This is a genomic window from Shewanella sp. 1CM18E (genome assembly GCF_023161665.1).
In the GTDB taxonomy this organism is placed as follows: domain Bacteria; phylum Pseudomonadota; class Gammaproteobacteria; order Enterobacterales; family Shewanellaceae; genus Shewanella.
On the sequence record NZ_JALNTW010000010.1, the window covers coordinates 1 to 23766 of the forward strand.

Sequence of the window (23766 nt, forward strand, 5' to 3'; positions counted from 1 at the left end):
CTTCGTCTAGAGGCCTAGGACACCGCCCTTTCACGGCGGTAACAGGGGTTCGAATCCCCTAGGGGATACCACTATTTTAAATTTGTGTTATTAATAACATGAATATTTACCAGAAATGGGGCCTTAGCTCAGCTGGGAGAGCGCAACACTGGCAGTGTTGAGGTCAGCGGTTCGATCCCGCTAGGCTCCACCATATTACTGTTCAATGCAGTAAGTGAAAAAACCACCTTAGGGTGGTTTTTTTATACCTAAAATTTAAATGTCTTTCGATAGTCGTCTAGCTCTTTGGGCAACATTTCACCCACTTGCTCATTCCATTATATATGTTTTAAAGATTTGGTTTGATAGAGCGGGAGAGGGGCGATTAACGCAATTAGTTTCTGGTCGTTTCGATTTTTATGGGCTAGTTGAATTTTATGTCATAGATATCTGTACAAGCAGCAGATCTACCGAGCACGCTTTAGCAAACTAATTCAAGGTGAATAGCTGCATTAATGGTTATTTCTTTATAAAGCTAGTTAACGCAGAATTAGACAGTCGAAACGCTCCAGAATGCCTAGTTTTATCGGTTCTGATGCTGTGACTCTTAATAAACAAAGAGTGAGCTTGAACCTAGTTCAACTATGCTCTTCAATCGTTACAAGCTGCATGATCTTGTATGTTCCAGACATACATAAGACATTTCCTCCACCCATGGAGGTTAGATGCAGCGAATGTCATTAAAGCACGAGACTATATGGATATAGGAGGTAGAGTAACGCAGGAGCAGTTACCGAGGAGCACTTAATGACCTTGTCTCAGTGCCGCTAAATTATCGCTGAGCGACCAAATGTTTATACTGATTGGTATAATACACTTGCCCATTCCACTTTATGTTTCAATGATTTGCTACGATAGAGTGGGTGAGGGGCCTTAGTTCAGCTATGCTTCTGACTCGTTGCAAACCACATGGATGTATTGAATGCCTTTTGAGCAGGACTCTATGGATACAGAAGGTTGAGTATCGCAGTCGCAGTAACCTAGGTGCATTTAACTACCTAGGCTCTGAGCCGATAAATTTTCGCTGAGGAACCAAATCCTTTTAGATGTAACAATTTTATAGCAGGAAGCAAAAAGCCATCATTGTGATGGCTTTAAGTTAGTCGATAGTTAACTTAGTCAATACCTAAGAAGCCACCAGTCTGATGGGCCCAAAGCTGCGCGTAGATCCCACCGGAAGTGATTAACTCTTGGTGAGTACCTTGCTCAACAATTTTACCTTCATCCAATACAATTAATCTGTCCATTGCTGCAATGGTTGATAATCGATGTGCGATGGCAATAACAGTTTTACCTTGCATCAGCTGATATAAGCTTTCCTGAATTGCAGCTTCAACTTCAGAATCGAGTGCTGAGGTGGCTTCATCAAGTAGCAGGATAGGTGCATTTTTAAGTAATACCCGCGCAATAGCGATACGTTGACGCTGACCGCCTGATAATTTCACACCGCGCTCACCTACTTGAGCATCGAGCCCTACATTACCCTCGGGATCGCTTAACGTTTGAATAAATTCATAAGCTTGTGAGTTCCTAATTGCAGCTTCTAACTCTTCATCACTTGCATCAGGGTTACCATAAAGAATATTGTCACGAATAGAGCGATGTAACAGTGAAGTATCTTGGGTCACCATGCCAATATGAGCGCGCAGAGAGTCTTGAGTGACCTCGGTGATATTTTGCTTATCGATAGCAATATTGCCTGACTCAACATCATGAAAGCGCATTAATAGATTAACCAAGGTTGACTTACCAGCACCAGAGCGGCCGACTAAGCCCACCTTTTCTCCTGGCTTAATGTTCAAGTTTAGCTGGTCGATAACACCTGTATTCTCACCATAGTGAAAACTGACATTATTGAAATCGATGCCGCCTTTACTGACGTTAAGCGCGGGGGCATTATCGATGTCATTAATCTCTGTTGGTTTAGATAGGGTATTCATGCCATCTGCAACAGTACCTATGTTTTCAAATAGTGAGCTGATCTCCCACATGATCCACTGTGACATGCCGTTTAGTCTTAGAGCCAGACTGATCGCAATCGCTATTGCGCCAACGGTAATGGCATCATCACGCCATAACCATATAGAGACTGCCGCAATAGAGAAAGCAAGTATGTAATTGATAACCTGTACACTGACATTAATCCAAGTCACTAAACGCATCTGTTTATACACGGTTTCTAAAAAGGTGCGCATACTGCTTTTGGCGTATTCAGCTTCTTTTTGGGTGTGTGAAAACAGCTTTACGGTAGCAATGTTAGTGTAACTATCGACGATACGGCCTGTCATGGTTGAACGAGCATCGGCTTGTTCGGTTGATACTTTTTTAAGTTGCGGCAAAAATCGCCACTGCAAACCTACATAAACAGCTAACCAAATAAGCATGGGGATCATTAATCTCATATCTGCTTTGGCAATCATCACCACCATGGAGGTGAAATAAACCAAGATATAAACTAAAACATCCAGCAGTTTAGTGACTGTTTCACGAACAGCGAGCGAGGTTTGCATCACTTTAGTTGCAACGCGGCCTGCAAAGTCATTTTGGTAGAATGACACACTTTGCTTTAACAGATAGCGATGAGCTAACCATCTGATAGACATAGGATAGTTGCCTAGTAAACCTTGATAAACTATCAGCGCATGCAATAAGGTAACTAACGGGATCACCACCAGAACCAATACGGTCATACCGAGTAAGCGTGCGCCTTCTTGCTCAAATAAAGTCTCTGGATCATGTTGAACGAGTAAGTCGACCAGATCGCCCATAAAGCCAAATAGCGATACTTCAAGGATCGCGAGTAACGCGGTCAAAATCGACATAATAACCAGGGGGACTTCAAAGCCACGGGTGTAATGGCGGCAAAAAGCGTAGACCCCTTGCGGCGGTTGTTGTGGTTCTTTGCTAGGCAGCGGATCGACCCAAGACTCAAATCGTTTGAACATGTTTTTACTCAGTTTTATAGAAAAGTTAGAAAAATCTAATGAATTGATAGCATATCGGATTACTTAGATTAAGTGTATACAAAGCAGTGTAACTAAATATTCTTTATGTTCAGTTCCGTTTTCCGCTAGTTCGCAATCAGCATGTTGCGTACTATTGTTGGCATTAAAAGAGTTCTTGGGGCTAAACATGGTCGAGCACAATTGTCAGACCGATCTGCAAGCTTGCCGTAAAGCAAGGCTTGCTCGCGATCCACGTTTTGATGGGCAATTCTTTATTGGTGTATTAACGACCAAAATTTATTGTCGGCCAATTTGTCCTGCTGTTAGCCCAAAAGAGCAAAACGTAAGATATTTTGACACTGCACTTCAGGCCGCGAATGCTGGTTTACGGCCTTGTCTTCGTTGTCGCCCCGATAGTGCACCACAATCTTATGCGTGGAAGGGAACACAAACCACACTCGATAGAGCAAAAGCTTTGATCGATAGTGGCGCGATTTCAGGACAAGACGGTGAGAGTATAGAGAACTTAGCGAGTCGCTTAGGCATTAGCAGCCGTTATTTACGAAAACTATTTCAAGATAAGCTGGGTACATCGGTGAAATCTTATGCTCAATATCAACAACTGATGTTAGCCAAACAACTACTGCACCAAACTAAGCTGAGCATTACCCAAGTGGCGTTTGCAGCAGGTTTTAACAGTATTCGCCGCTTTAACGAAGTGTTTCAGCAGACATTACAGCTAACGCCTAGTGATTTACGTAAAAGAGCAACCATCACCAGTGATGCAACTAAAACGGAATTATGTGAAACGAAAGGGCGTATTGCACTGAACTTACAATTGAGCTTTAGACCACCATTACGTTGGCCTGAACAGCACCACTTTTATCAAGTTCGTGCGGTGCAAAACATGGAATGGCTAAATGACGAATTGAGTTATGGCCGCAGTTTCACTATTAATGAGGTAAGTGGTTACTTCAATGCTAGGCTCGACAGTGCTGCAAACCTATTTAATGTTGAAATTGTATTAGAAGATGATAGCGCATTGGCGCAACTTGGTTTGATTATCAACGAGATCCGTAGAGTACTAGATCTTAATGCCAATATTACACAAATAGATAATGCATTACGCGAGTTAACGCCTATCAGCAGTTTAATGCGTAAAGGGTTAAGGTTGCCTGGTGTTTGGTCGGCATTTGAAGCAGGCTGTCGTGCAGTGCTTGGCCAGCAAGTTAGTATTGTACAAGCATCAAAATTACTTAATCAGTTAGTGCTCGCTTATGGCGAAGAACGCATGATAGGCGATAGAAGGGTTAAGCTTTTCCCTACACCAAAGGTCGTCGCTAGCGCAGAATTAAGCGAGCTAAAAATGCCCGGCGCCAGAAAGAAAGCACTGAATGCACTCGCTCAATTTGTGACAGAAAATCCAGATGCTGATTTAGTCGATTGGTTATCAATTAAAGGCATTGGTCCATGGACCGTGGCTTACGCCAAGATGCGTGGTCAGAGTGATCCAGATGTTTTGCTATGTGGCGATCTTGTCGTAAAAAAGAGAATTTTAGCCTTGTATGCCGAACAAGGTTTGAACAATGATAATTACACTGAAATAACCGAGTCATTGGCAAAGCAAATCGCCCCTTGGGGGAGCTATTTAACTTTTCAATTGTGGAACCTTTGATAATGAGCAAAATTAATCCTATTGCCAAACTTAACTTCCAAACAAGTTATGGACAACTCTCCCTTTGCGCTAACGCTCAAGGTCTAACCCACCTTAACTTTATTCCTAGTGCTGAAGATGAATGGCAAACTCGCGAAATAGATAATCAACAGATCATCGATAACCTTGACGGAATTGCAGATAAGCAGGAGTTGGCTGTTGCTGAGCAACATTTAGCGCAAGCCCAACAAGAGCTGATGGAATACTTTGCCCAAAAACGACAGTATTTTGAGGTGGCGCTTGCGCCAAAAGGCACCGAGTTTCAAAAACAGGTGTGGCAAGCGTTAACGGAGCTAGAGCACGGTCAAAGCTGCAGTTACGGCGAGATCGCTAATAAAATAGCTAGACCGAAAGCGGTTAGGGCAGTAGGTACTGCTAATGGGGCTAATCCGATTGCCATTATTGTGCCTTGCCATAGAGTGATTGGTAAAAATGGCACATTAACGGGTTATGCTTATGGTTTAGCGTTGAAGCAAAAGTTACTCATACTTGAGGGCTTATCGGTTTAGCTTATTCATTTAGCTTAACTTTCCATGATTCACTTTTGGAGGTTCACTTTTTAGATTCATTGCTAGGGCTCACTTATACAGCCGTTTATAACAATGATTCTAGAGCTGTGGTGACACGCAAAGCGGTCCACTAAGAAAGATAAGCTTTTAAGCCGATATTAGCGTAGAATAAGCGCCTTATTTTTGATTAGGCATTAACCTGTAAATTATGACTCAGCCAGTATCTTCAATCGACAACGCAACAACTCATAGCGACTTTACTCAACTAGGGCTGATCCCTGAGTTGCTTGAGACCTTAAAACTGCTGAGTTATACCACGCCAACTCCCATTCAGTCGCACATGATCCCAGCTGTGATTGCTGGCAAAGACGTTCTCGGTGGTGCAAAAACAGGTTCGGGTAAAACGGCAGCATTTGCCTTACCGATTATTCAAAAACTCGCTAAGGCAGGTCCACGAAAAGCAGGCAGTAACTTCGTTTCTTGCTTAGTGTTAGTGCCAACTCGTGAATTGGCCCAGCAAGTAAGCGACAGTTTTATGCGTTACTCGCAGCTTATTAAGCCTAATCTAAAAACACTTGCGGTATACGGTGGTGTGTCAACTAACACCCAAATGCAAAGCTTGCGTGGTGGCGCAGATATTGTGGTTGCAACGCCTGGTCGTTTAATTGATCTTATTTCAAGTAATGCACTTAAATTAGATAAGACCCACACCTTAGTGTTAGATGAAGCTGACCGCATGTTAAGCCTTGGTTTTACCGAAGAGCTTAATGAGCTGTTAGCCAAATTGCCAAAAGCTAAGCAAACCTTATTGTTCTCTGCAACGTTTCCAGAAGAAGTGCGTGAACTGACTAGCTCACTACTTAATAACCCTGTTGAAGTTCAGCTACAGGATGAAGAAGAAACCACCTTAGTACAGCGCGTTATTACCGTTAACCGTAACCGTAAAACAGCATTGCTAGCACAGTTGATTAAAGACAATCAGTGGCAACAAGTGTTGATTTTTGCCAGTGCCAAGTACAGCTGTAACCGATTAGCACAAAAGTTAGAAAATGCGGGTATTACTGCAGAAGTATTCCATAGCGACAAAGGCCAAGGCGCGCGTAACCGTGTACTAGACGGTTTTAAGTCTGGTGACATCAGCGTGTTAATTGCAACTGATATTGCAGCTCGTGGTATCGATATTGAAAAGCTGCCGATTGTGATTAACTTTGAGCTACCAAGAAGCCCAGCAGATTATATGCACCGTATTGGCCGAAGTGGTCGTGCAGGTGAGGCTGGTTTAGCAATGAGTTTAATTTCTCATGATGAATATCAACACTTTAAGTTGATTGAAAAGAAAAATAAAATTCGCCTAGAGCGTGAGCAGATCCCGGGGTTTGAAGCTGATCTTGAAGCACCTGAAGATTGTCCTTCTCGCGATGTTAAACCAATGGCCAAACCAGCAGGTACTGGCAAAAAGCACCGTAAAAAAATCAATGCTGAGGTCTGGGGCAAAAAGTCTTAAATCAGCTATTCAACTTAAAAAAATTAGGGACTCTTATTGAGTCCTTTTTTGTATTCAGTGATATCAGTATAAGAATTTAACCGCCATTTTGCGGCCTAGCGTCAAATTTTCATCATAGGTTGTAGTGCTCGGTAATAAAGCAATAGCGCACCATGGCGGCTTTAGGTATGCTCTTGTCGATTTACCGTCTCTTATGCTGATTGGTATTAATACTCACAATTTATCTAGGAAACACTATGCAGCACCTATTTTGGTTAGTAGAGGGGCAAATTGCAGGACGCAGTGGGCCGAACAAAGACCCTTGGGATCTTGCACAGATAAAAGCATCGGGTGTTGATGCAATTTTATCTGTTAATCATGGTGAAGAGTGCAACGCACAAGAGATTGCAGACTTAGGTTTAGACTACCTATGTGTGCCGTTTTCAAGCAACATTCCGCCTAAAGAAGAAGATCTAGCACTTTGTACTGAGCAAGTACCCAAAGCGCTGGCTTTTATTAGGCAATGTGAGCAGCAAGACAAAACCGTATTAATCCACTGTCGCTCAGGTAAAGATCGCACAGGTCTTATTATGGCTTACTATTTAATGGATAACGGCGCAGCGCCGCTTCACGCAGTTAGCCAAGTTAGGGCTGTTCGAGATATTGCATTTAGCTCCGAAGGTTGGGATCAATTTGCATTTGATGTGCTTTATGCGCTACAAGATTAACTAAGGTTCGCAAATAGAATAATAAAATGAATGCAAAAGGATTGCAGACGTTCACTCCATTAAAGTTACTTCTTATTTTGGCAGTTTGGATTTTTACCGGCTGCCAATCTTCTGCTGTTTTTCCCGATAAAACCATCTCAACCCAACTTACGCCGCAAAAAGATTGGCCCCTTGTGAGTTATGTACAAGATGATTTAAAGGCTCACCCAGACCTAACCGGTGTATTCCCCCTTGCCGATGGGGTTGATGCGTTAATTGCTCGTTTAGCGCTGGTAAGCGCAGCTAGTGCCAGTATTGATATGCAATATTATATCTATCGTGGTGACGATAGTGGCCGCTTACTGATGTGGCATTTAATTGAAGCCGCTGAACGCGGGGTTAGGGTCAGAATTTTATTTGATGATATGGCGATTAAAGATGCTGATGAAGCACTTGTCATGTTAGCTCAGCACAAAAATATAGAGGTGCGTTTATATAATCCTTCTTTTGAGCGTAGTTTTCGTAATCTTGCTTTTATTGCTGGGTTTTCTCGGTTAAATCATCGCATGCACAATAAGTCATTAACCGTCGATAACGCCATCACTATAGTCGGTGGGCGTAATATTGGTAATGAGTACTTTTCTAATAATACCGACGTAGAGTTTGGCGATTTTGATTTAATGGCAATTGGTGATGCGGTAGGGCAGGTATCAGATCAATTTGATCTGTATTGGAATGCGCCAATTAGCGTTGAGATCAATGCGCTTACCGAACACCGCGTTAGCGATGAGCAAGCTGCTGAGGAACTAAAGTTGGTTGAAGCCGAAAAGCTAGCCTACAACGCGAACCCTTATATTGAGCGATTATCGCAAAGTGACTTAATTCAGCAAATGCAAAATCATAGTCTGTTTTGGTATTGGGGGCCGACAACACTGGTTTTTGATCAACCAGACAAACAGAATCACACCTCTGACACCGACAGCATTTTAGCTAATTTAAGTGCTTTTTTAGCCGAGGCTCAAGATGAAGTGATATTGGTGTCACCTTATTTTGTGCCGACTAAAGCAGGCACTGACAGCATCATCGAAACTGTTAGACGAGGCATAGATATTACGATATTGACCAATAGTTTAGCGGCTACAGATGTTCTCGCAGTTCATGCTGGATATCGTCAATATCGGCAACGTTTATTAGAGGCGGGGGTTAAGATATTTGAGGTGAAAGCCAATCCTGATGTGAAAAAAAGCAGTAGTTGGAGTGGCAGTTCTAAAAGTAGCTTACATGCTAAAACCTTCATAACAGATAGACGTTCGGTATTCGTCGGCTCGTTCAATTTCGATCCGCGTTCGGCTTGGTTGAACACTGAAATGGGCCTAATTGTTGATAATAAACAGTTGGCTCAAGAAATCGTTGCTAGCATTTCAGCTAACTTAGCTGAGAGTACCTATCGACTATCAGTCGAAGACGAAGAGATCGTTTGGTTTGATGATTTTAACCAGCGTAAAATTTTTACTGAGCCTGATGCAGGGTTATGGCGTAAATTTCTTGTCGATTGCATCGCATTATTACCAATCGAGTCCCAGCTTTAATTGTTTGATTTTATAGCTTAGGTTACAGTTTCTCATACAAAGTAATGTACTCATGGCGATAAGTCGTATGGACGCAATAACTAAAAATAAACCTAAGAGTAAAGCCAATCAGTCCCAAGGTTTGCTGCTGTTTAAATTATCGCTGACTCAGTTGTTTGCCTTAGGCACTCTGAAAATTCGAGAATTGGTACCTTATAGTCCACTGAGTGCGATTCCTCATTCTCACCCTACCATTTTGGGCGCTGCTACAATACGTGGTGCGACGATTCCGATTATCGATATGGCAGCTGCGATTGGATACCGGCCAATCACTGAGGAAGAGCGTAAGGATAGCTATATCATTATCACTGATTGTCAAAGGATGGTTATCGGATTTTTGGTTCGCTCAATCGATAAAATTATTGAGTGTAACTGGCGTGATATTGAAAAGCCGCCAAGCACACTAGGTAAAAATGCATTTTTGACTGGCGTGACTAAAATTGATGATAAGTTGGTGCAGCTGCTTGATGTCGAGTTATTGCTATCTAAGGTGTTCCCGCTCAGCCCCGAAACCACAAGAGCTATTTTGACCGATGTGCAGCGCGAATATTTAAAACCGATGAACATCTTGCTAGTGGATGACTCGAAAGTTGCGCGTAAGCAGCTCAGCGACGCCCTTGATAGCATTAATATTCCGTACCAAGTAACTGCAGACGGTAAAGAGGCGCTGGCTATAATGGAGCAAGCGGAGCGCGAACATCAGCCAATCAATATTTTAGTGAGTGATATCGAAATGCCAGGTCTTGATGGTTATGAATTGGCATTTGAAGTCAAGAATAACTCAGCCATTGCACCAGCCTACATTATCTTACATACCTCACTTTCAAGTGAGATCAGTGTCAGCCAAGCCCACCAAGTCGGTGCTAATGAAGCGTTAACTAAATTTTGTGCTCATGAACTTATTGAGGCTATGCTGCGCGGGGCTGAAAAAGCCTCTGCAAACGCCAATCTTTAGGACCTTATTAGCAAGATGTTAACCGTGAGTAATTTAAAGCGCTAATTGCTTAGCAAAGGTAGACAATACTTGCTGCTTCCGATACAAACTGTATAGAAGGGAGATTGACGCTATATAAAAGGCGCAAATCATAAGCGGCCTTTGTATTAGGGTTTCTACATACTATAAAAATGACAGGTTAAGTAATGAATCAAAAACCATCTTTGTTTGCCAAGTTGGCAGACGGCAGTTTAGTGTTACAAATTCTTATTGGTATTATCGCAGGTGTTGCATTAGCTACGGTATCTAAAACCGGCGCAGAAAACGTTGCGTTTTTAGGGCAACTATTTGTTGGCGCGTTAAAAGCAATTGCACCTGTGTTAGTTTTCATTTTGGTTGCGGCATCGATTGCCAATCAAAAGAAAAATGCTAAAACCAATATGCGTCCGATCGTAATTTTGTACTTATTTGGTACGTTTTCGGCTGCAGTAACCGCTGTTTTGATGAGTTTTGCATTTCCAACTACACTTGCGTTGAGTTTAGATGCAGCGCAGGCTAATCCACCAGAAGGGATTGGCGAAGTTGTCCACACATTATTGTTCCAACTAGTTGATAACCCAGTTAATGCGTTAATGACGGGTAACTACATAGGTATTCTTGCTTGGGGTGTGGGCTTAGGTCTTGCTCTGCATCATGCAGCAGACTCTACTAAGCAAGTGTTTGCCGATGTGAGCCACGGTGTATCACAGATGGTACGCTTCATTATCCGTTTAGCGCCTATTGGTATTTTCGGTCTAGTGTCTTCAACATTTGCTACAACGGGTTTTGCGGCTATCGCAGGTTATATGCATTTGTTATTGGTGTTACTAGGCGCTATGGCAATCATGGCGTTAATTATTAACCCTGCGATTGTGTACTTTAAAATACGTCGTAACCCATACCCATTAGTGTTTACTTGTATTCGTGAAAGTGGTGTTACAGCCTTCTTCACTCGTTCAAGTGCGGCAAATATTCCGGTAAACATGGCGCTGTGTGAAAAGCTAAAGCTACATGAAGATACTTATTCTGTGTCTATCCCACTTGGCGCAACAATCAACATGGGGGGCGCGGCAATTACAATTACAATTTTAACGCTGGCAGCAGCTAATTCGATGGGTATTCAAGTTGATCTGCTAACGGCTATTTTATTAAGTGTGGTTGCGGGTATTTCTGCTTGTGGTGCATCAGGTGTTGCGGGCGGCTCACTGCTACTTATCCCGTTAGCGTGTAGTTTGTTTGGTATTTCAAACGATGTGGCGATGCAAGTTGTTGCAGTTGGCTTTATTATTGGTGTCATTCAAGATTCTGCTGAAACAGGCTTGAACAGTTCTACAGACGTTATCTTTACCGCTGCTGCTTGTGAAGCTGCTGAGCGTAAAGAGAACGCGTAATTAGCTACACGGTGAAGCACATCATGCGTTAACCACTGTAAAGTCTTACTAAATACTAAAAGCCCACTACGTAGAGTGGGCTTTTTCGTTAGGTCTGGGTAAATAATCATGCGCCCACAATACCCAGTGGCATGCCTGTCTTCCATGCGCCACGAGTAAAGTCAGGAAAGTCCACTGAGTTACTGCGATTATTAACAGACTCTTCGCTGAGAATATTGACCACCGACCAAGCTGCACCGTCGTATACATCCTGATCCAGTGGTTCGCCATTACGTAAGCAATACACCATGCGCCACAGCATTAAAAAATCCATGCCGCCATGGCCACCATTACGCTCTGCTTCTTTACCCATTTGCAGCCATAGCGGATGATCATATTTGGCATACCAGTTTTCCATATCCATATCCCATTTATGGAAATTTCCTGATCCACCTTGCTCAATAGCGATTCTATTGGGGAAGCCTGCAAACACACCATTAGTACCTTGGATGAGATTATGGCGGCTGTATGGTCGAGGCGTAGTGGTATCGTGTTGAACCATAATGGTTCGGCCTTTAACAGTTTTAATTAATGAAGTATTAATATCGCCATTGATATAGTTGAGCTGGTTACGTTGATGATCTGCAGGGAACTCTCGCTCAGCATATAAGGCACGCCCGAGAGCTGGGGAGCTCATTGATGTGAGGTAATCAAACCTATCGCCGCGGTTGATATTCATATATTGCGATACTGGCCCTAAACCATGTGTAGGATAAAGATTACCGTTACGTTTTGTATGCCAGCCCGTGCGCCATGAGCCGGTTTTACTGTCAATTTCCTTCATCTGCCAGCGCAGCTCATGGATATAAGCTGCTTCGCCATGCAGTAACTCACCGAATACTCCCTGACGCACCATATTGAGCACCATTAACTCATCGCGGCCGTAGTTGACGTTTTCCATCATCATGCAGTTTTTTTGTGTACGCTCTGCGGTATCGACAATCTGCCAGCACTCTTCAACGGTTAAGGCGAGTGGCACTTCCACAAAAGCATGCTTACCGCTTTCCATGGTATCTATAGCCATAGGGGCGTGCCATTTCCACGGAGTTGAAATGATAACAATATCAATATCATCTCGACTTAATAAATCTTTATAAGCGTTGTCGTTACCGGTATATCGCGAAGGTTTTGCTAACCCTTGGGCTTCAACAAATTCAATGGATTTGTCTAATACACTGGCGTCGGTATCACAAATAGCTTTAATTTCGACTCCCTCTAAATGACAAAAATGTTTTACGTGGCCAGAGCCCCGCTGGCCGACGCCAATAAAGCCAACACGCACAATATCCATTTTAGGAGCAATAAGCCCCATCACAGTGTGTTGGTTAGCCGGTTTTTGTTGCACAGCGTTGGCTGTAGATAAAGGAAGTTGTGAAGTAAGAATTCCAGCGGCAGTCACACCCGCTGTTTTTAAAAAGTGTCGGCGATTAAACTTCATTGTAGGTCCTGTAATGCCAATCAGAATATTGTGCTACGGCTACTTTGGTGCTTGTTTGATTAGAAAATCGTGGAGTGAATAGTTGATTCCGGAAATCGTCATTCTCCTTTTCTACTCATTTTGAGCTCGTCTAGCAAAAGTGGTTAGCGTCAGCTAAATTTTACACTGATTGATTTAGTATTATTCTTGAACAAGAACACAAAGTTATATCAGATTTTGACCAGAAATAGGTTAAAAACTGGTATGAAGTGTTAAATACTTGTCTTTTAATGCGCATTGGCTAAAGTAATGCATAGAAAGTGATTTATATCGCATTTTTAATTTTTTGTTGCGATACACTCAAATGGTAATTTAAGCGGAGTTTACGACTTTTGAATGTGCCCCATTGTTGAGCGGCTTTATCTAAGCTTTGCAAACTTGTGTCGCTGATTTTAAGAGTAAACTCAAACAACGATTGAATGTGGATAACCAAGATAACTAACCTACAAATGCTTTTAAATGGAGAAATGAGCTGATGACTCTTGTGCGCAGTAAGACAGATGAAGTTATTCAAATTGAGAAAGGTGCCAAACTCAAGGAGATGGAAATGTCGGTTGTTGAAAAGCGCAAGCGGTTGTCTTGGCGAGAAGATGAGATTGCAAATCGAGAGGTTGTTGGTCGTTGGATAGATGAAAGACCATTACTGGGTGATAACATTACTCTTTATAAGCAAGAAGGTAAGTATTTTTTAGAGACTTGGTATTTAGATGGCTGTCATAGCTTAGATGAAATGACGTTCGAGCGTACTGATGAAGGCATTAAGCTTGAAGATAAAGGCGGTAACATTTTTGGCGAGTATTTTTTGCTTACCACGAGTAATGAGCTAAAGTTTTGTAATTCATCAGATTGTTATTATACGGCCAAAGTTGATGTTGCTGCAGCGTAAATACAGTCAATAGCGGTTGGATTGATTTTAAAGGGGCATAAGCCCCTTTTTTGATCTATTGCTTAAAAAGGATGAGCACTACTAAAATGCATTGGCTTACCTGAGTAGGGATGAATAAAGCTTAACTCTTGAGCGTGTAATTGTAGGCGCTTAGCTGCATTAATAATATTGTCATCACCATAGAAATCATCACCTAAAATAGTGTGTCCTAACGCTTGCATGTGTACGCGTAACTGGTGAGTTCTGCCTGTAACAGGCTTTAGCTCAACTAATGACTTATTTTCCCCTTGGCTAATCACTTTATAATGAGTGATTGCAGTTTTGCCTGTCTCGCTGACCATCTGTTTAGGTGGATTGGCTTTGTCTGCTGCAAGAGCAAGTTCAATAACACCATTTGCATCAGTGAATATACCCGCTACTTCAGCAATGTAAGTTTTTTGAGTCTGTCTATTCTGAAATTGAGTCTTTAGGCTCGATTCAGCTTTTTTATTACGGGCAAATACCATTATCCCCGATGTTGCACAGTCTAAACGGTGCACCAAAATACAGTCTTTAAACCGTTCTTGTAAACGGGTGAGGGCGCAATCGTGAGTGTACTCAGCGATCCCTGGATTTGAAAGCAAGCCAGAGGGTTTATTGATAACGATAATATCTCGGTCGATATAACGGATATCTAACCAAGGGATACTCGGGGGCTGATAGCTAAATATTTGCATGTGTTCTCCTATTAGGCGGGATTCTAGCAAATACTTAGCTTTTAGACATGTACTTAATGCAACGGTGACTTAGCTTGTGCTTTGTTATTAAACAGAACGCAACAGTTACAAATACTCAGGCGGAGTATTGCGGGTCCATAAACGGCTATATGCCATTAATTGTGGGTAGAAAGTACGAAATGCAATTTCAATATCTGTATCGAGTTTTTTGACACATTCCTGCGCGCCATTAAATATCTCAGGTTTTGATACACGTTTGGCGACAGAAGCTAAGGTTTGATTTAGGCCTTCTCGTGTTTGATAGGCGACCAACCAGTTTTCTTGACGGATTTTAGGGGCGATAGAAACGAGCTTTTCTGGCAGTGCATCACAATCGTCAATAGCGTTGTAGGCTTTTACCGCAAACTCTTCCAGCGTTTGATGATGATACTCATCCCAGTATTTAGCCAACATATGGTCAAAGCTCAAATCTATAATAATCGGCGCTGCACGAGTCAGTGACTTTGGGAATAATGTCAGTAATTCTTTGGTGATTTCATGGCTGTCAGTCAGTTGGTCTATTTGCCTATGTAGCCATATTCCTTGTTGAAGATGTTTTGGAAAATCTTCGATACTGCCTTTTGCAAAATCGCCAGCGATATTGGCAGCCATTGAGGTCTGGCTGTTGTCTGCTAAATGAAGGTGTGCAAGAAAGTTCATATTTTATACTTGGTGATACGCGTACTTCACGGTATCATGCTGCGCGATGCGAAGGAAATTCTTTCTCAATTTAGTTGGATTATTCCAGTTAAATACGGGCTTTATATTAAGAATATGCGTCAAATGATAATAAAATGTCCATCAATTAAACGGTTTGAGGATCAAGGATGATGTGGAACTGGTTAACCCGAAAGCTTGTTAGAAAACAGCAAGTCACCCGTAGAAAAGTCAATATTGACATTCCCTACCAGCAGCATAGCTATCGCAGAGAAGACTTTGATAATAAAAGTGCCAATGCGCCTGTAAAAACTAAATCGGATTCATTTAAGTCACTAAGCTAATCGTTATATGTGCGATTAGCAGGTGCGCTTAAATCGTTAATTGACGGTTTTTTAAGTCTGGATTGTTGATCTTCTATTACGCTAGTCATAGACTAGCGGCCGATTTAGACACATTTGAGACTTTACATGCGCGTTGCTGATTTTTCGTTTGAACTCCCTGATGAGTTAATTGCCCGTTATCCTACTGCTGAGCGAACTGCCTCTCGATTGCTGTCACTTGATGGTAATAGTGGCGCGCTGGCTGATTTGCAGTTCACCGATATTTTAGAACGAGTCAATCCTGGCGATTTGATGGTATTTAATAATACTCGAGTGATCCCTGCACGCATGTTCGGTCACAAAGAGTCAGGTGGTAAGCTTGAAATTCTAGTCGAGCGTATGCTTGACGATAAGCGTGTGCTTGCACATGTGCGTTGCTCTAAGTCGCCTAAAGTGGATAACATTATCTGCCTGGATGCTGACTACAAGATGAAAATGCTTGCTAGACATGACGCATTGTTTGAACTAGAGCTACAAGGCGATAAAACGATTCTTGAAGTGCTAGAAGAAGTTGGCCATATGCCACTGCCACCTTATATCGACAGACCCGATGAAGATGCCGATAAAGAGCGCTATCAAACGGTTTATAACCAAAACCCAGGCGCAGTAGCTGCACCTACAGCAGGCCTTCACTTTGATGATGCTATGCTGGCAAAGCTTAAAGAAAAAGGCGTAAAGACTGCGTTTGTGACCTTGCATGTCGGCGCGGGCACGTTCCAACCGGTTCGCGTTGATAATATTCTTGATCACAAGATGCATTCAGAGTGGGCAGAAGTGCCACAAGACGTGGTTGACCTAATCGCGACAACGAAAGCCGCTGGTAATCGTGTTATTGCGGTCGGAACAACTTCAGTGCGTTCTTTAGAGAGTGCAGCTAAAGCATCAGCAAACGAATTAGAAGCATTTAGCGGTGATACTGATATCTTTATTTACCCTGGATACCAGTTCCAAGTTGTCGATGCAATGGTGACCAACTTCCACCTACCAGAGTCAACGTTAATCATGCTTCTTAGTGCATTTGCTGGCTTCGATGAGGTAAAAAACGCCTATCAGCACGCGATCGCTCAAAAATACCGCTTCTTTAGCTATGGTGACGCCATGTTTGTGACCAAAAAAGCGAACTAATTATCAAAATTGCTTTAAAATACCCAGTTCATCATTAATGAAGTGGGTATTTTTTTATCTGCGTTTTTAATGCATATTTTGGCATTTAGGGTTGATACTGAATTGTTTGCCCTTATGTTTGTCATAATCTTAGACTCAAATACTTGAGTTAACTCGGGTCAGACTGTTTATCTGGCGAGGTGAAAAATGAAATTTGAATTAGATACAACTCAAGGCCGCGCACGTCGTGGTCGTTTGATATTCGAACGTGGCACTGTAGAGACTCCAGCATTTATGCCTGTGGGAACCTACGGTACCGTTAAAGGCATGACGCCTGAAGAAGTGCGTGAAACTGGCGCTGATATTTTACTAGGTAATACGTTCCATTTATGGTTACGTCCTGGTGAAGAGATCATGCGTAAGCATGGCGATTTGCATGACTTTATGAACTGGCAACGTCCTATTTTGACAGACTCTGGCGGATTCCAAGTATTTAGCTTAGGTGATATCCGTAAGATCACTGAAGAAGGCGTTCACTTCCGCTCACCAATTAACGGTGAAAAGATTTTCTTGGACCCAGAAAAGTCAATGCAAATTCAAGATTCATTAGGCAGTGATGTGGTAATGATTTTTGACGAATGTACGCCATACCCAGCAACAGAGGACGAAGCACGTAAATCGATGCAGATGTCACTTCGTTGGGCACAGCGTTCACGCGATGAGTTTGACAGACTTGAGAACCCGAATGCACTGTTCGGTATTATTCAAGGTGGTGTCTATGAAGACCTACGTGACGAAAGCTTAAATGGCCTAGTTGATATTGGCTTTGATGGATACGCTGTTGGTGGTTTAGCAGTTGGCGAGCCAAAGGAAGACATGCACCGCATTCTTGAGCATGTTTGTCCAAAAATTCCAGCTGATAAACCTCGTTATTTGATGGGGGTCGGTAAGCCAGAAGATTTAGTTGAAGGCGTACGTCGCGGTGTAGACATGTTCGATTGTGTTATGCCAACTCGTAATGCTCGAAATGGTCATCTGTTTACCAGTGAAGGTGTTATTAAGATCCGTAATGCACGTCATCGTGATGACACTTCACCACTCGATGATAAGTGTGATTGTTATACCTGTAAGAATTATTCTCGGGCGTACCTTTACCATTTAGATCGTTGTAATGAAATTTTGGGTGCTCGTTTAAACACCATTCATAACCTTCGCTACTATCAAAGATTGATGGAAGGTTTGCGTGGCGCTATCGAGACAGGTACATTAGACGCCTTTGTTACGGAATTCTATACCAGCCAAGGTCGAGAAGTACCTGAAGTTCCTGAATTATCCGATTAATTTTTACTCAGACAATAAGAAGAGAATACTATGTTTATTTCAAACGCATATGCAGCTGATGCTCCTGTTGGTGGCGCTGGTGGTACGATGGAATTGATTTTCATGTTGGTCATTTTCGGCCTAATTTTTTACTTCATGATTTTCCGTCCACAATCAAAGCGCGTTAAAGAGCACAAGAACCTAATGAGCTCTTTGAGCAAAGGTGATGAAGTGCTAACAAGCGGCGGTATTCTAGGTAAAATCGCAAAAATCAGTGATGAAAACGACTATGTATTGTTGACTATCAACGAAACAAGCGAAATCACGATCAAGAAGGATTATATTGCGGCCGTATTGCCAAAAGGCTCTATTAAGTCACTTTAAGCCAAGAGGGCAATGGCGTGTTGAATAAATACCCGATGTGGAAAAACCTGATGGTGATATTAATTATCGCCGCCGGTGCATTCTATGCGATACCAAACCTTTTCGGTGAAGACCATGCAGTTCAAGTGGTTGCCACACGAGGAGCCGAGGTCTCAGCGTCGACAATGTCGACAGTAAATGATGTATTAAAAAGCAAAGGTATCGCTGTAAAGCGTTCCGAGCTTGAAAATGGTCAGTTGTTAGTACGTGTTAATAATGGTGAAGAGCAATTAATTGCTAAAGAAGCTATTAGTGAGGCGTTAGGCGACAAGTTCACCGTAGCATTAAACTTAGCACCAGCGGTACCTGAGTGGCTTGAAGCCATGGGTGGTTCACCAATGAAGCTAGGTTTGGACTTACGCGGTGGTGTGCACTTCTTAATGGAAGTAGACATGGGTGAAGCGATTCGTAAGATGACCGAAGCCAAAGTCGCAGACTTTAGAACTGATTTACGAGCTGAGAAAATTCGCTACGCGGGTATTCGCAACGGCGCCAAAGGCATCGAGATTAAATTCCGCGATGCTGAGACTTTAGCTAAAGCTGAAAGCTTTCTTAAGTCTCGCAGCAACGACATGGTCTTCCAAGACAAAACTGTTGGCGAAGACTATGTTCTTGTTGCAAATCCAAGTGAAACTTACCTAAAGCAAGTTAAAGAAGAAGCGCTACAGCAAAACATCACTACACTGCGTAACCGTGTTAACGAGTTAGGTGTGGCTGAACCTGTTGTACAGCGTCAAGGTGCTGAGCGAATTATCGTTGAGTTACCGGGCGTTCAAGATACTGCTCGTGCTAAAGAAATTTTAAGCGCAACAGCATCTATCGAATTCCACATGGTTGACCAAAAAGCTGACGTTCAAGCAGCAATGAGTGGCCGAGTTCCAGCCGGTTCTGAGCTTTATCAGCGCCGCAGTGGTGGCCCTGTTGTATTGAAGAAAACAGTTATGTTGACCGGTGACCATATTCAAGGCGCACAGCCAAGCTTTGATGAATATAGTCGTCCACAAGTATCAATTAACCTTGATGCAAAAGGTGGTTCAATCTTCTCTAATGTCACTAAAGACAACATCGGCAACCCAATGGCAACGCTATTTATCGAGTATAAAGATACCGGTGAAAAGAATGCTGATGGTAGCGTGAAGATGAAGAAGATAGAGGAAGTTATCTCTGTTGCGACGATTCAAGCACGTTTAGGTCGTAACTTTGTGATTACTGGCCTTGAACATGCTGAAGCACAAAATCTAGCACTATTGCTACGTGCAGGTGCCTTGATTGCGCCTGTTTATATTGTTGAAGAACGCACAATTGGTCCAAGCTTAGGTCAAGAAAATATCGAAAACGGTATGCAAGCGATGATCTGGGGTATGGCTGTAGTACTTATCTTCATGTTGGTTTACTACCGTGGTTTCGGTCTAATCGCAAACCTTGCACTAACAGCTAACTTGGTGATGGTTGTGGGCGTTATGTCTATGATCCCAGGTGCTGTACTTACTCTACCGGGTATTGCTGGTATGGTATTGACTGTAGGTATGGCGGTTGACGGTAACGTACTGATTTACGAACGTATTCGTGAAGAACTTCGTAACGGTCGTAGCGTACAACAAGCGATTCATGAAGGTTATGGCAACGCGTTTTCAACCATTGCCGATGCAAACATCACTACCTTTATGACAGCATTAATTCTATTTGCTGTTGGTACTGGTGCGGTGAAAGGTTTCGCTGTTACCTTGATGATTGGTATCGCCACTTCGATGTTTACTGCCATCGTGGGAACACGTTCAATCGTGAACGCGATTTGGGGTGGTAAGCGTGTGAAGAAACTATCTATTTAAGGGACGTTGATAATGTTACAAATATTAAATGTTAAAAGTACAGTCAACTTCCTACGCCACGCACTACCTATCAGTATTTTCTCTGCTGTATTGGTGCTGGGGTCGATTGCAAGTTTAGCAACGAAAGGGATTAACTGGGGCTTAGACTTTACCGGTGGTACGGTTGTCGAGCTTGAGTTTTCAAAACCTGCTGATCTTAACGCTGTGCGCAGCAGTCTTGTGACTGAAGCGGTTGGCGGTGCAGTGGTACAGAACTTTGGTTCTAGTCGTGACGTGCTTATTCGTCTTCCTGTTAAAGATGACTTTAAAAGTGAAGATCAAGTTAATGACGTAATGGCAGCTGTGACTCAGCTTGATGCTTCAGTGATCCAAAAGCGTGTTGAGTTTGTTGGACCACAAGTAGGTAAAGAGCTTGCAGAGCAAGGTGGCCTTGCGGTTTTAGTTGCACTGATCTGTATTCTAATTTACGTGTCTTTCCGTTTTGAATGGCGCTTAGCATTAGGTTCTGTGGCGGCACTAGCGCACGATATCATCGTGACCTTAGGTGTATTCTCGGTATTACAACTTGAGTTTGACCTAACGGTATTAGCGGGTTTATTAACCGTTGTCGGTTACTCGCTGAACGATACCATCGTAGTATTTGACCGTATTCGCGAAAACTTCTTAAAGTTGCGTAAGAGCTTGCCGGAAGAAGTTGTGAATATCTCAATCACGCAAACCATGAGCCGTACTATTATTACTACAGGTACAACATTAGTTGTGGTTGTCGCCTTATTCCTAAAAGGCGGCACAATGATCCACGGTTTTGCTACTGCACTACTAATGGGTATTTTTGTTGGTACTTTCTCTTCAATCTACGTAGCAAGTTTCTTAGCGATTAAGTTAGGGATCAATCGTGAGCACATGATGCCAGTAGAAATCGAAAAAGAAGGTGCAGATCAAGATGCATTGATGCCTTAGTTTTAAGGTATAAATAGAAAGCCACCCAAGGGTGGCTTTTTTTATGCTTGCGATCTGCTTGAACTAATTGTTTCGTTAGCTTAAAAAACTATTAAAATAGGCTTAAGTTGGTGTAGTGTGTTGTTCGAAAAAACAGCGCTCGACAGGCTGGATGATTTAGCAGTAGCATGTAGTTCTATTTCACCATTATCTTAATCAGGCCAAACGCGCATAAGTAGTAAGGAATGACATGGAAGAGCAAACACGTTTAGTCGCAACGGGGAATCTGCTGGAAGCTCATACTTGGAAAGGTATGTTAGAATCGAGTGGCGTGCAAGTTGAGATCAGAGGTGAAGCCTTATTAGGCGGCGTTGGTGAGTTACCTACAGGCATTCAAAACGTCGAGCTTTGGGTGACTGAAAGCCAATATGAACTCGCTAAAACACAAATGGCTTCTTTAGATGCGCAGTGTCCACAATGGAAGTGTGTGAGCTGTCATGAAGTGAATGAATCGAGTTTCGAGCTCTGCTGGAATTGCGGCGCCGAACGCAGTGAGAAATACAGTTAATGAAACATAACCCAGGTTTTTTAGCGCTTGTAGAAAGCATTCTTCCTCAAGTGACAGAAGTAACGGTTGAGCAGTATCAACAAGCTATGCAAGCTTGGACATTACTCGATGTTAGAGAGGATTCTGAGTGGCAAAATGGGCATTTACCCAATGCTCAGCATTTAGGGCGTGGCATTATTGAGCGAGATATTGAAACCTTATTTGCCGACAAACAAACACCATTAGTGCTTTATTGTGGTGGCGGTTATCGCTCGGCATTGGCAGCGTATAACCTGCAAGTTATGGGTTATAGCAAAGTCGTATCATTAACAGGTGGTTATAAGGCATGGCTTGAGCGACAATTGCCGATAGAACACGACTAAACGAGTCGTAACTTGTCGTTAAGGTGTCACTATAGATGCAATATTTTCCGCTGTTTGTCGATACTCAATCACTCAAGGTTCTGGTTGTTGGTGCGGGCGATGTTGCCAGCCGTAAACTGGATTTACTTAGCCGTACACAAGCGCACATCAAAGTGATTGCGCTTGATGTATGTCAAGACACCCAAGCTTATGTTCAGTCAGGGCGCATATCGCTCGAACAGCGCAGCATTAAGCAAAGCGATATTAAAGATTGTGATTTACTCTATCTTTGCACCGCCGATACAGCGCTGAATGAACAGCTTGCGGTGTTTGCACAAGAGCAAGGCATTTGGGCTAATGTGGTTGATAATCCCAAGTTTTGCCGCTTTATTACTCCCTCTATCGTTGATCGAGGACGTTTACAAATCGCCATCAGTACCGCTGGCGCAGCCCCTGTGTATGCTCGTGAGCTCAGATCTCGATTAGAATCCTGGTTACCACAATCTATTACTCCATTGTTTGATTTTATTGCCGAGCGTAGAGGCGAAGTACAACAGCGACTGCCGGTATTTAAGCAAAGAAGGGTATTTTGGGAGCAGTTCTTCAGTCGAAACGATACTCGCTATGACGAAAGTACTGAAAAACACTATCAATCTAGTTTTACAATTAGTAAGCAGCGTGGAGAGTTATTGCTAATTGATACAACTACAGATCCTAAGTTATTGCCTATTGGCGCCATGCCCTATCTACAAAAGATTGAAGTTACTTACTCACGCCTAGATGTGCCATTCGAGCTGAATGAGCTATTAAGAAGGGATGCGAGTATAAGCAGTCAATTCGATACAAAATGCATAGAAGCACAGTTGGCTAAAGGGGAGTCATGCTTAGTTTTTGGCAATGTTGATGAAATCAACGATTTAGCAGAGCAATTTCCTAACGCCAAATACCTCAAACCAGGCAGGCTTTAGCGCCATCGTTGATGAGTTGACTTTTTAGAACTCAGATTATGTGTTGATAGACGAAATTAAGGTAAACTTGCCGCAAATTAATTTGTGAATATTCTCATGGCACTTAAAGCAACCGTATTTAAAGTCGCAATTCAAATCGCTGATATGGATCGCGGTTATTACCAAGATCATCAATTAACTCTAGCACAACACCCGTCTGAAACAGATGAGCGTATGATGGTGAGATTGCTAGCTTTTGCTATGAACGCCAGTGACTCACTGACATTCAGTAAGGGCTTGTGTGTTGATGATGAACCTGAGCTTTGGGACAAGTCATTATCAGATGAAATTAACCTATGGGTTGAGTTCGGCCAAAGTGATGAGAAATGGTTACGCAAAGCTTGCGGTCGCGCTAAACAAGTGCAACTGATCACTTATGGTGGTCGTAGTGTGCCGATTTGGTGGAAGCAAAATGAAGCGACTCTTGAGCGTTATGATAATCTTACGATTTGGAATATACCTGAAGAAGCAGTAAAAGCCATGGGGCAACTTGTTGGTCGGAATATGGCATTGCAGTTCAATATTTGCGAAGGCCAGATCTGGATCTCTGATAATGATAACTCGGTACTTGTAGAACCTGAGTTACTAAAAGGTCTGCAAGAATAACCTGTTAATAGAACTTAAAAAGTTTTATTAAGGTAAGCTTGAA

General features: G+C 42.6%; 22 protein-coding genes and 2 tRNA genes. 20 read left to right on the forward strand and 4 right to left on the reverse strand.

Translation table 11 applies throughout. The features are described from left to right. Nucleotide 1: 1 nt before the first annotated feature. Both MSG37_RS13625 and MSG37_RS13630 read left to right on the forward strand, forming a co-directional pair. Nucleotides 2–71 (forward strand) — tRNA-Glu (locus MSG37_RS13625). Between the two features lie 46 nt (nt 72–117). Next, nucleotides 118–193 (forward strand) — tRNA-Ala (locus MSG37_RS13630). A 961-nt stretch (nt 194–1154) separates the two neighbouring features. Here MSG37_RS13630 and MSG37_RS13635 read toward each other — a convergent pair. After that, nucleotides 1155–2984, reverse strand: a complete 1830-nt coding sequence (locus tag MSG37_RS13635; RefSeq protein WP_248471201.1) for an ABC transporter ATP-binding protein — start codon at nt 2982–2984, stop codon at nt 1155–1157. A gap of 187 nt (nt 2985–3171) precedes the next feature. On the opposite strand from MSG37_RS13635, the gene MSG37_RS13640 reads away from it, so the two are divergent. The 7 genes from MSG37_RS13640 (at nt 3172) to sstT (ending at nt 11389) form a co-directional block, all read left to right on the forward strand. After that, nucleotides 3172–4659, forward strand: coding sequence for an Ada metal-binding domain-containing protein (locus MSG37_RS13640; RefSeq protein ID WP_248471202.1), 1488 nt, complete (start codon nt 3172–3174; stop codon nt 4657–4659). 2 nt (nt 4660–4661) lie between these two features. Beyond that, nucleotides 4662–5207, forward strand: a complete 546-nt coding sequence (locus MSG37_RS13645) for a methylated-DNA--[protein]-cysteine S-methyltransferase (RefSeq protein WP_248471203.1) — start codon at nt 4662–4664, stop codon at nt 5205–5207. Between the two features lie 208 nt (nt 5208–5415). Further along, nucleotides 5416–6711, forward strand: coding sequence for a DEAD/DEAH box helicase (locus MSG37_RS13650; RefSeq protein ID WP_248471204.1), 1296 nt, complete (start codon nt 5416–5418; stop codon nt 6709–6711). Between the two features lie 236 nt (nt 6712–6947). After that, nucleotides 6948–7418, forward strand: coding sequence for a dual specificity protein phosphatase family protein (locus MSG37_RS13655; RefSeq protein ID WP_248471205.1), 471 nt, complete (start codon nt 6948–6950; stop codon nt 7416–7418). Between the two features lie 26 nt (nt 7419–7444). Beyond that, nucleotides 7445–8986 carry a phospholipase D family protein gene (locus MSG37_RS13660; protein ID WP_248471206.1) on the forward strand — a complete coding sequence of 514 codons (1542 nt, stop codon included), beginning with the start codon at nt 7445–7447 and terminating at the stop codon, nt 8984–8986. Between the two features lie 52 nt (nt 8987–9038). Next, nucleotides 9039–9980 (forward strand): chemotaxis protein, encoded by a 942-nt coding sequence (locus MSG37_RS13665; protein WP_248471207.1) that lies wholly within the window; start codon nt 9039–9041, stop codon nt 9978–9980. 185 nt (nt 9981–10165) lie between these two features. Then, complete coding sequence (gene sstT / locus MSG37_RS13670; protein WP_248471208.1) at nt 10166–11389, forward strand: serine/threonine transporter SstT; 1224 nt, start codon at nt 10166–10168, stop codon at nt 11387–11389. Nucleotides 11390–11495: 106 nt separating this feature from the next. Here sstT and MSG37_RS13675 read toward each other — a convergent pair whose 3' ends face one another. After that, entirely contained in the window at nt 11496–12866 is a 1371-nt protein-coding gene (locus tag MSG37_RS13675) for a Gfo/Idh/MocA family oxidoreductase (RefSeq protein WP_248471209.1), read from the reverse strand. A gap of 514 nt (nt 12867–13380) precedes the next feature. On the opposite strand from MSG37_RS13675, the gene MSG37_RS13680 reads away from it, so the two are divergent. Further along, entirely contained in the window at nt 13381–13791 is a 411-nt protein-coding gene (locus MSG37_RS13680) for a hypothetical protein (RefSeq protein ID WP_248471210.1), read from the forward strand. A gap of 62 nt (nt 13792–13853) precedes the next feature. Here the strand turns inward: MSG37_RS13680 and MSG37_RS13685 are convergent, their stop codons facing one another. Both MSG37_RS13685 and MSG37_RS13690 read right to left on the reverse strand, forming a co-directional pair. Next, complete coding sequence (locus MSG37_RS13685; RefSeq protein WP_248471212.1) at nt 13854–14507, reverse strand: RluA family pseudouridine synthase; 654 nt, start codon at nt 14505–14507, stop codon at nt 13854–13856. A 105-nt stretch (nt 14508–14612) separates the two neighbouring features. Beyond that, nucleotides 14613–15206, reverse strand: coding sequence for an ACP phosphodiesterase (locus MSG37_RS13690; protein ID WP_248471213.1), 594 nt, complete (start codon nt 15204–15206; stop codon nt 14613–14615). 167 nt (nt 15207–15373) lie between these two features. Between MSG37_RS13690 and MSG37_RS13695 the strand changes: the two genes are divergently transcribed. The 10 genes from MSG37_RS13695 to MSG37_RS13740 all read left to right on the forward strand — a co-directional run bounded on the left by MSG37_RS13695 (nt 15374) and on the right by MSG37_RS13740 (nt 23723). Next, entirely contained in the window at nt 15374–15547 is a 174-nt protein-coding gene (locus tag MSG37_RS13695) for a hypothetical protein (RefSeq protein WP_248471214.1), read from the forward strand. Nucleotides 15548–15673: 126 nt separating this feature from the next. Next, nucleotides 15674–16711, forward strand: a complete 1038-nt coding sequence (gene queA / locus MSG37_RS13700; protein ID WP_248471215.1) for a tRNA preQ1(34) S-adenosylmethionine ribosyltransferase-isomerase QueA — start codon at nt 15674–15676, stop codon at nt 16709–16711. A 186-nt stretch (nt 16712–16897) separates the two neighbouring features. Next, nucleotides 16898–18031 carry a tRNA guanosine(34) transglycosylase Tgt gene (tgt, locus tag MSG37_RS13705; RefSeq protein WP_248471217.1) on the forward strand — a complete coding sequence of 378 codons (1134 nt, stop codon included), beginning with the start codon at nt 16898–16900 and terminating at the stop codon, nt 18029–18031. Between the two features lie 30 nt (nt 18032–18061). Continuing rightward, nucleotides 18062–18394, forward strand: coding sequence for a preprotein translocase subunit YajC (yajC, locus tag MSG37_RS13710; RefSeq protein WP_012154722.1), 333 nt, complete (start codon nt 18062–18064; stop codon nt 18392–18394). Between the two features lie 17 nt (nt 18395–18411). Then, the gene (secD, locus tag MSG37_RS13715; RefSeq protein ID WP_248471218.1) at nt 18412–20262 is read left to right on the forward strand and encodes a protein translocase subunit SecD; all 1851 of its coding nucleotides are present in this window, start codon (nt 18412–18414) and stop codon (nt 20260–20262) included. 12 nt (nt 20263–20274) lie between these two features. Beyond that, nucleotides 20275–21222: a protein translocase subunit SecF gene (gene secF, locus MSG37_RS13720; protein ID WP_248471219.1), complete on the forward strand. Its 948-nt coding sequence runs from the start codon at nt 20275–20277 to the stop codon at nt 21220–21222. A gap of 229 nt (nt 21223–21451) precedes the next feature. Continuing rightward, nucleotides 21452–21769 (forward strand): DUF2007 domain-containing protein, encoded by a 318-nt coding sequence (locus MSG37_RS13725; RefSeq protein ID WP_248471220.1) that lies wholly within the window; start codon nt 21452–21454, stop codon nt 21767–21769. After that, the gene (locus MSG37_RS13730; RefSeq protein ID WP_248471221.1) at nt 21769–22131 is read left to right on the forward strand and encodes a rhodanese-like domain-containing protein; all 363 of its coding nucleotides are present in this window, start codon (nt 21769–21771) and stop codon (nt 22129–22131) included. The genes MSG37_RS13725 and MSG37_RS13730 overlap by 1 nt, the downstream gene beginning before the upstream one ends. Nucleotides 22132–22166: 35 nt before the next feature. After that, nucleotides 22167–23078, forward strand: coding sequence for a bifunctional precorrin-2 dehydrogenase/sirohydrochlorin ferrochelatase (locus tag MSG37_RS13735; RefSeq protein WP_248471222.1), 912 nt, complete (start codon nt 22167–22169; stop codon nt 23076–23078). Nucleotides 23079–23174: 96 nt separating this feature from the next. Beyond that, nucleotides 23175–23723, forward strand: coding sequence for a YaeQ family protein (locus MSG37_RS13740; protein ID WP_248471223.1), 549 nt, complete (start codon nt 23175–23177; stop codon nt 23721–23723). The last annotated feature ends 43 nt before the right edge of the window (nt 23724–23766 follow it).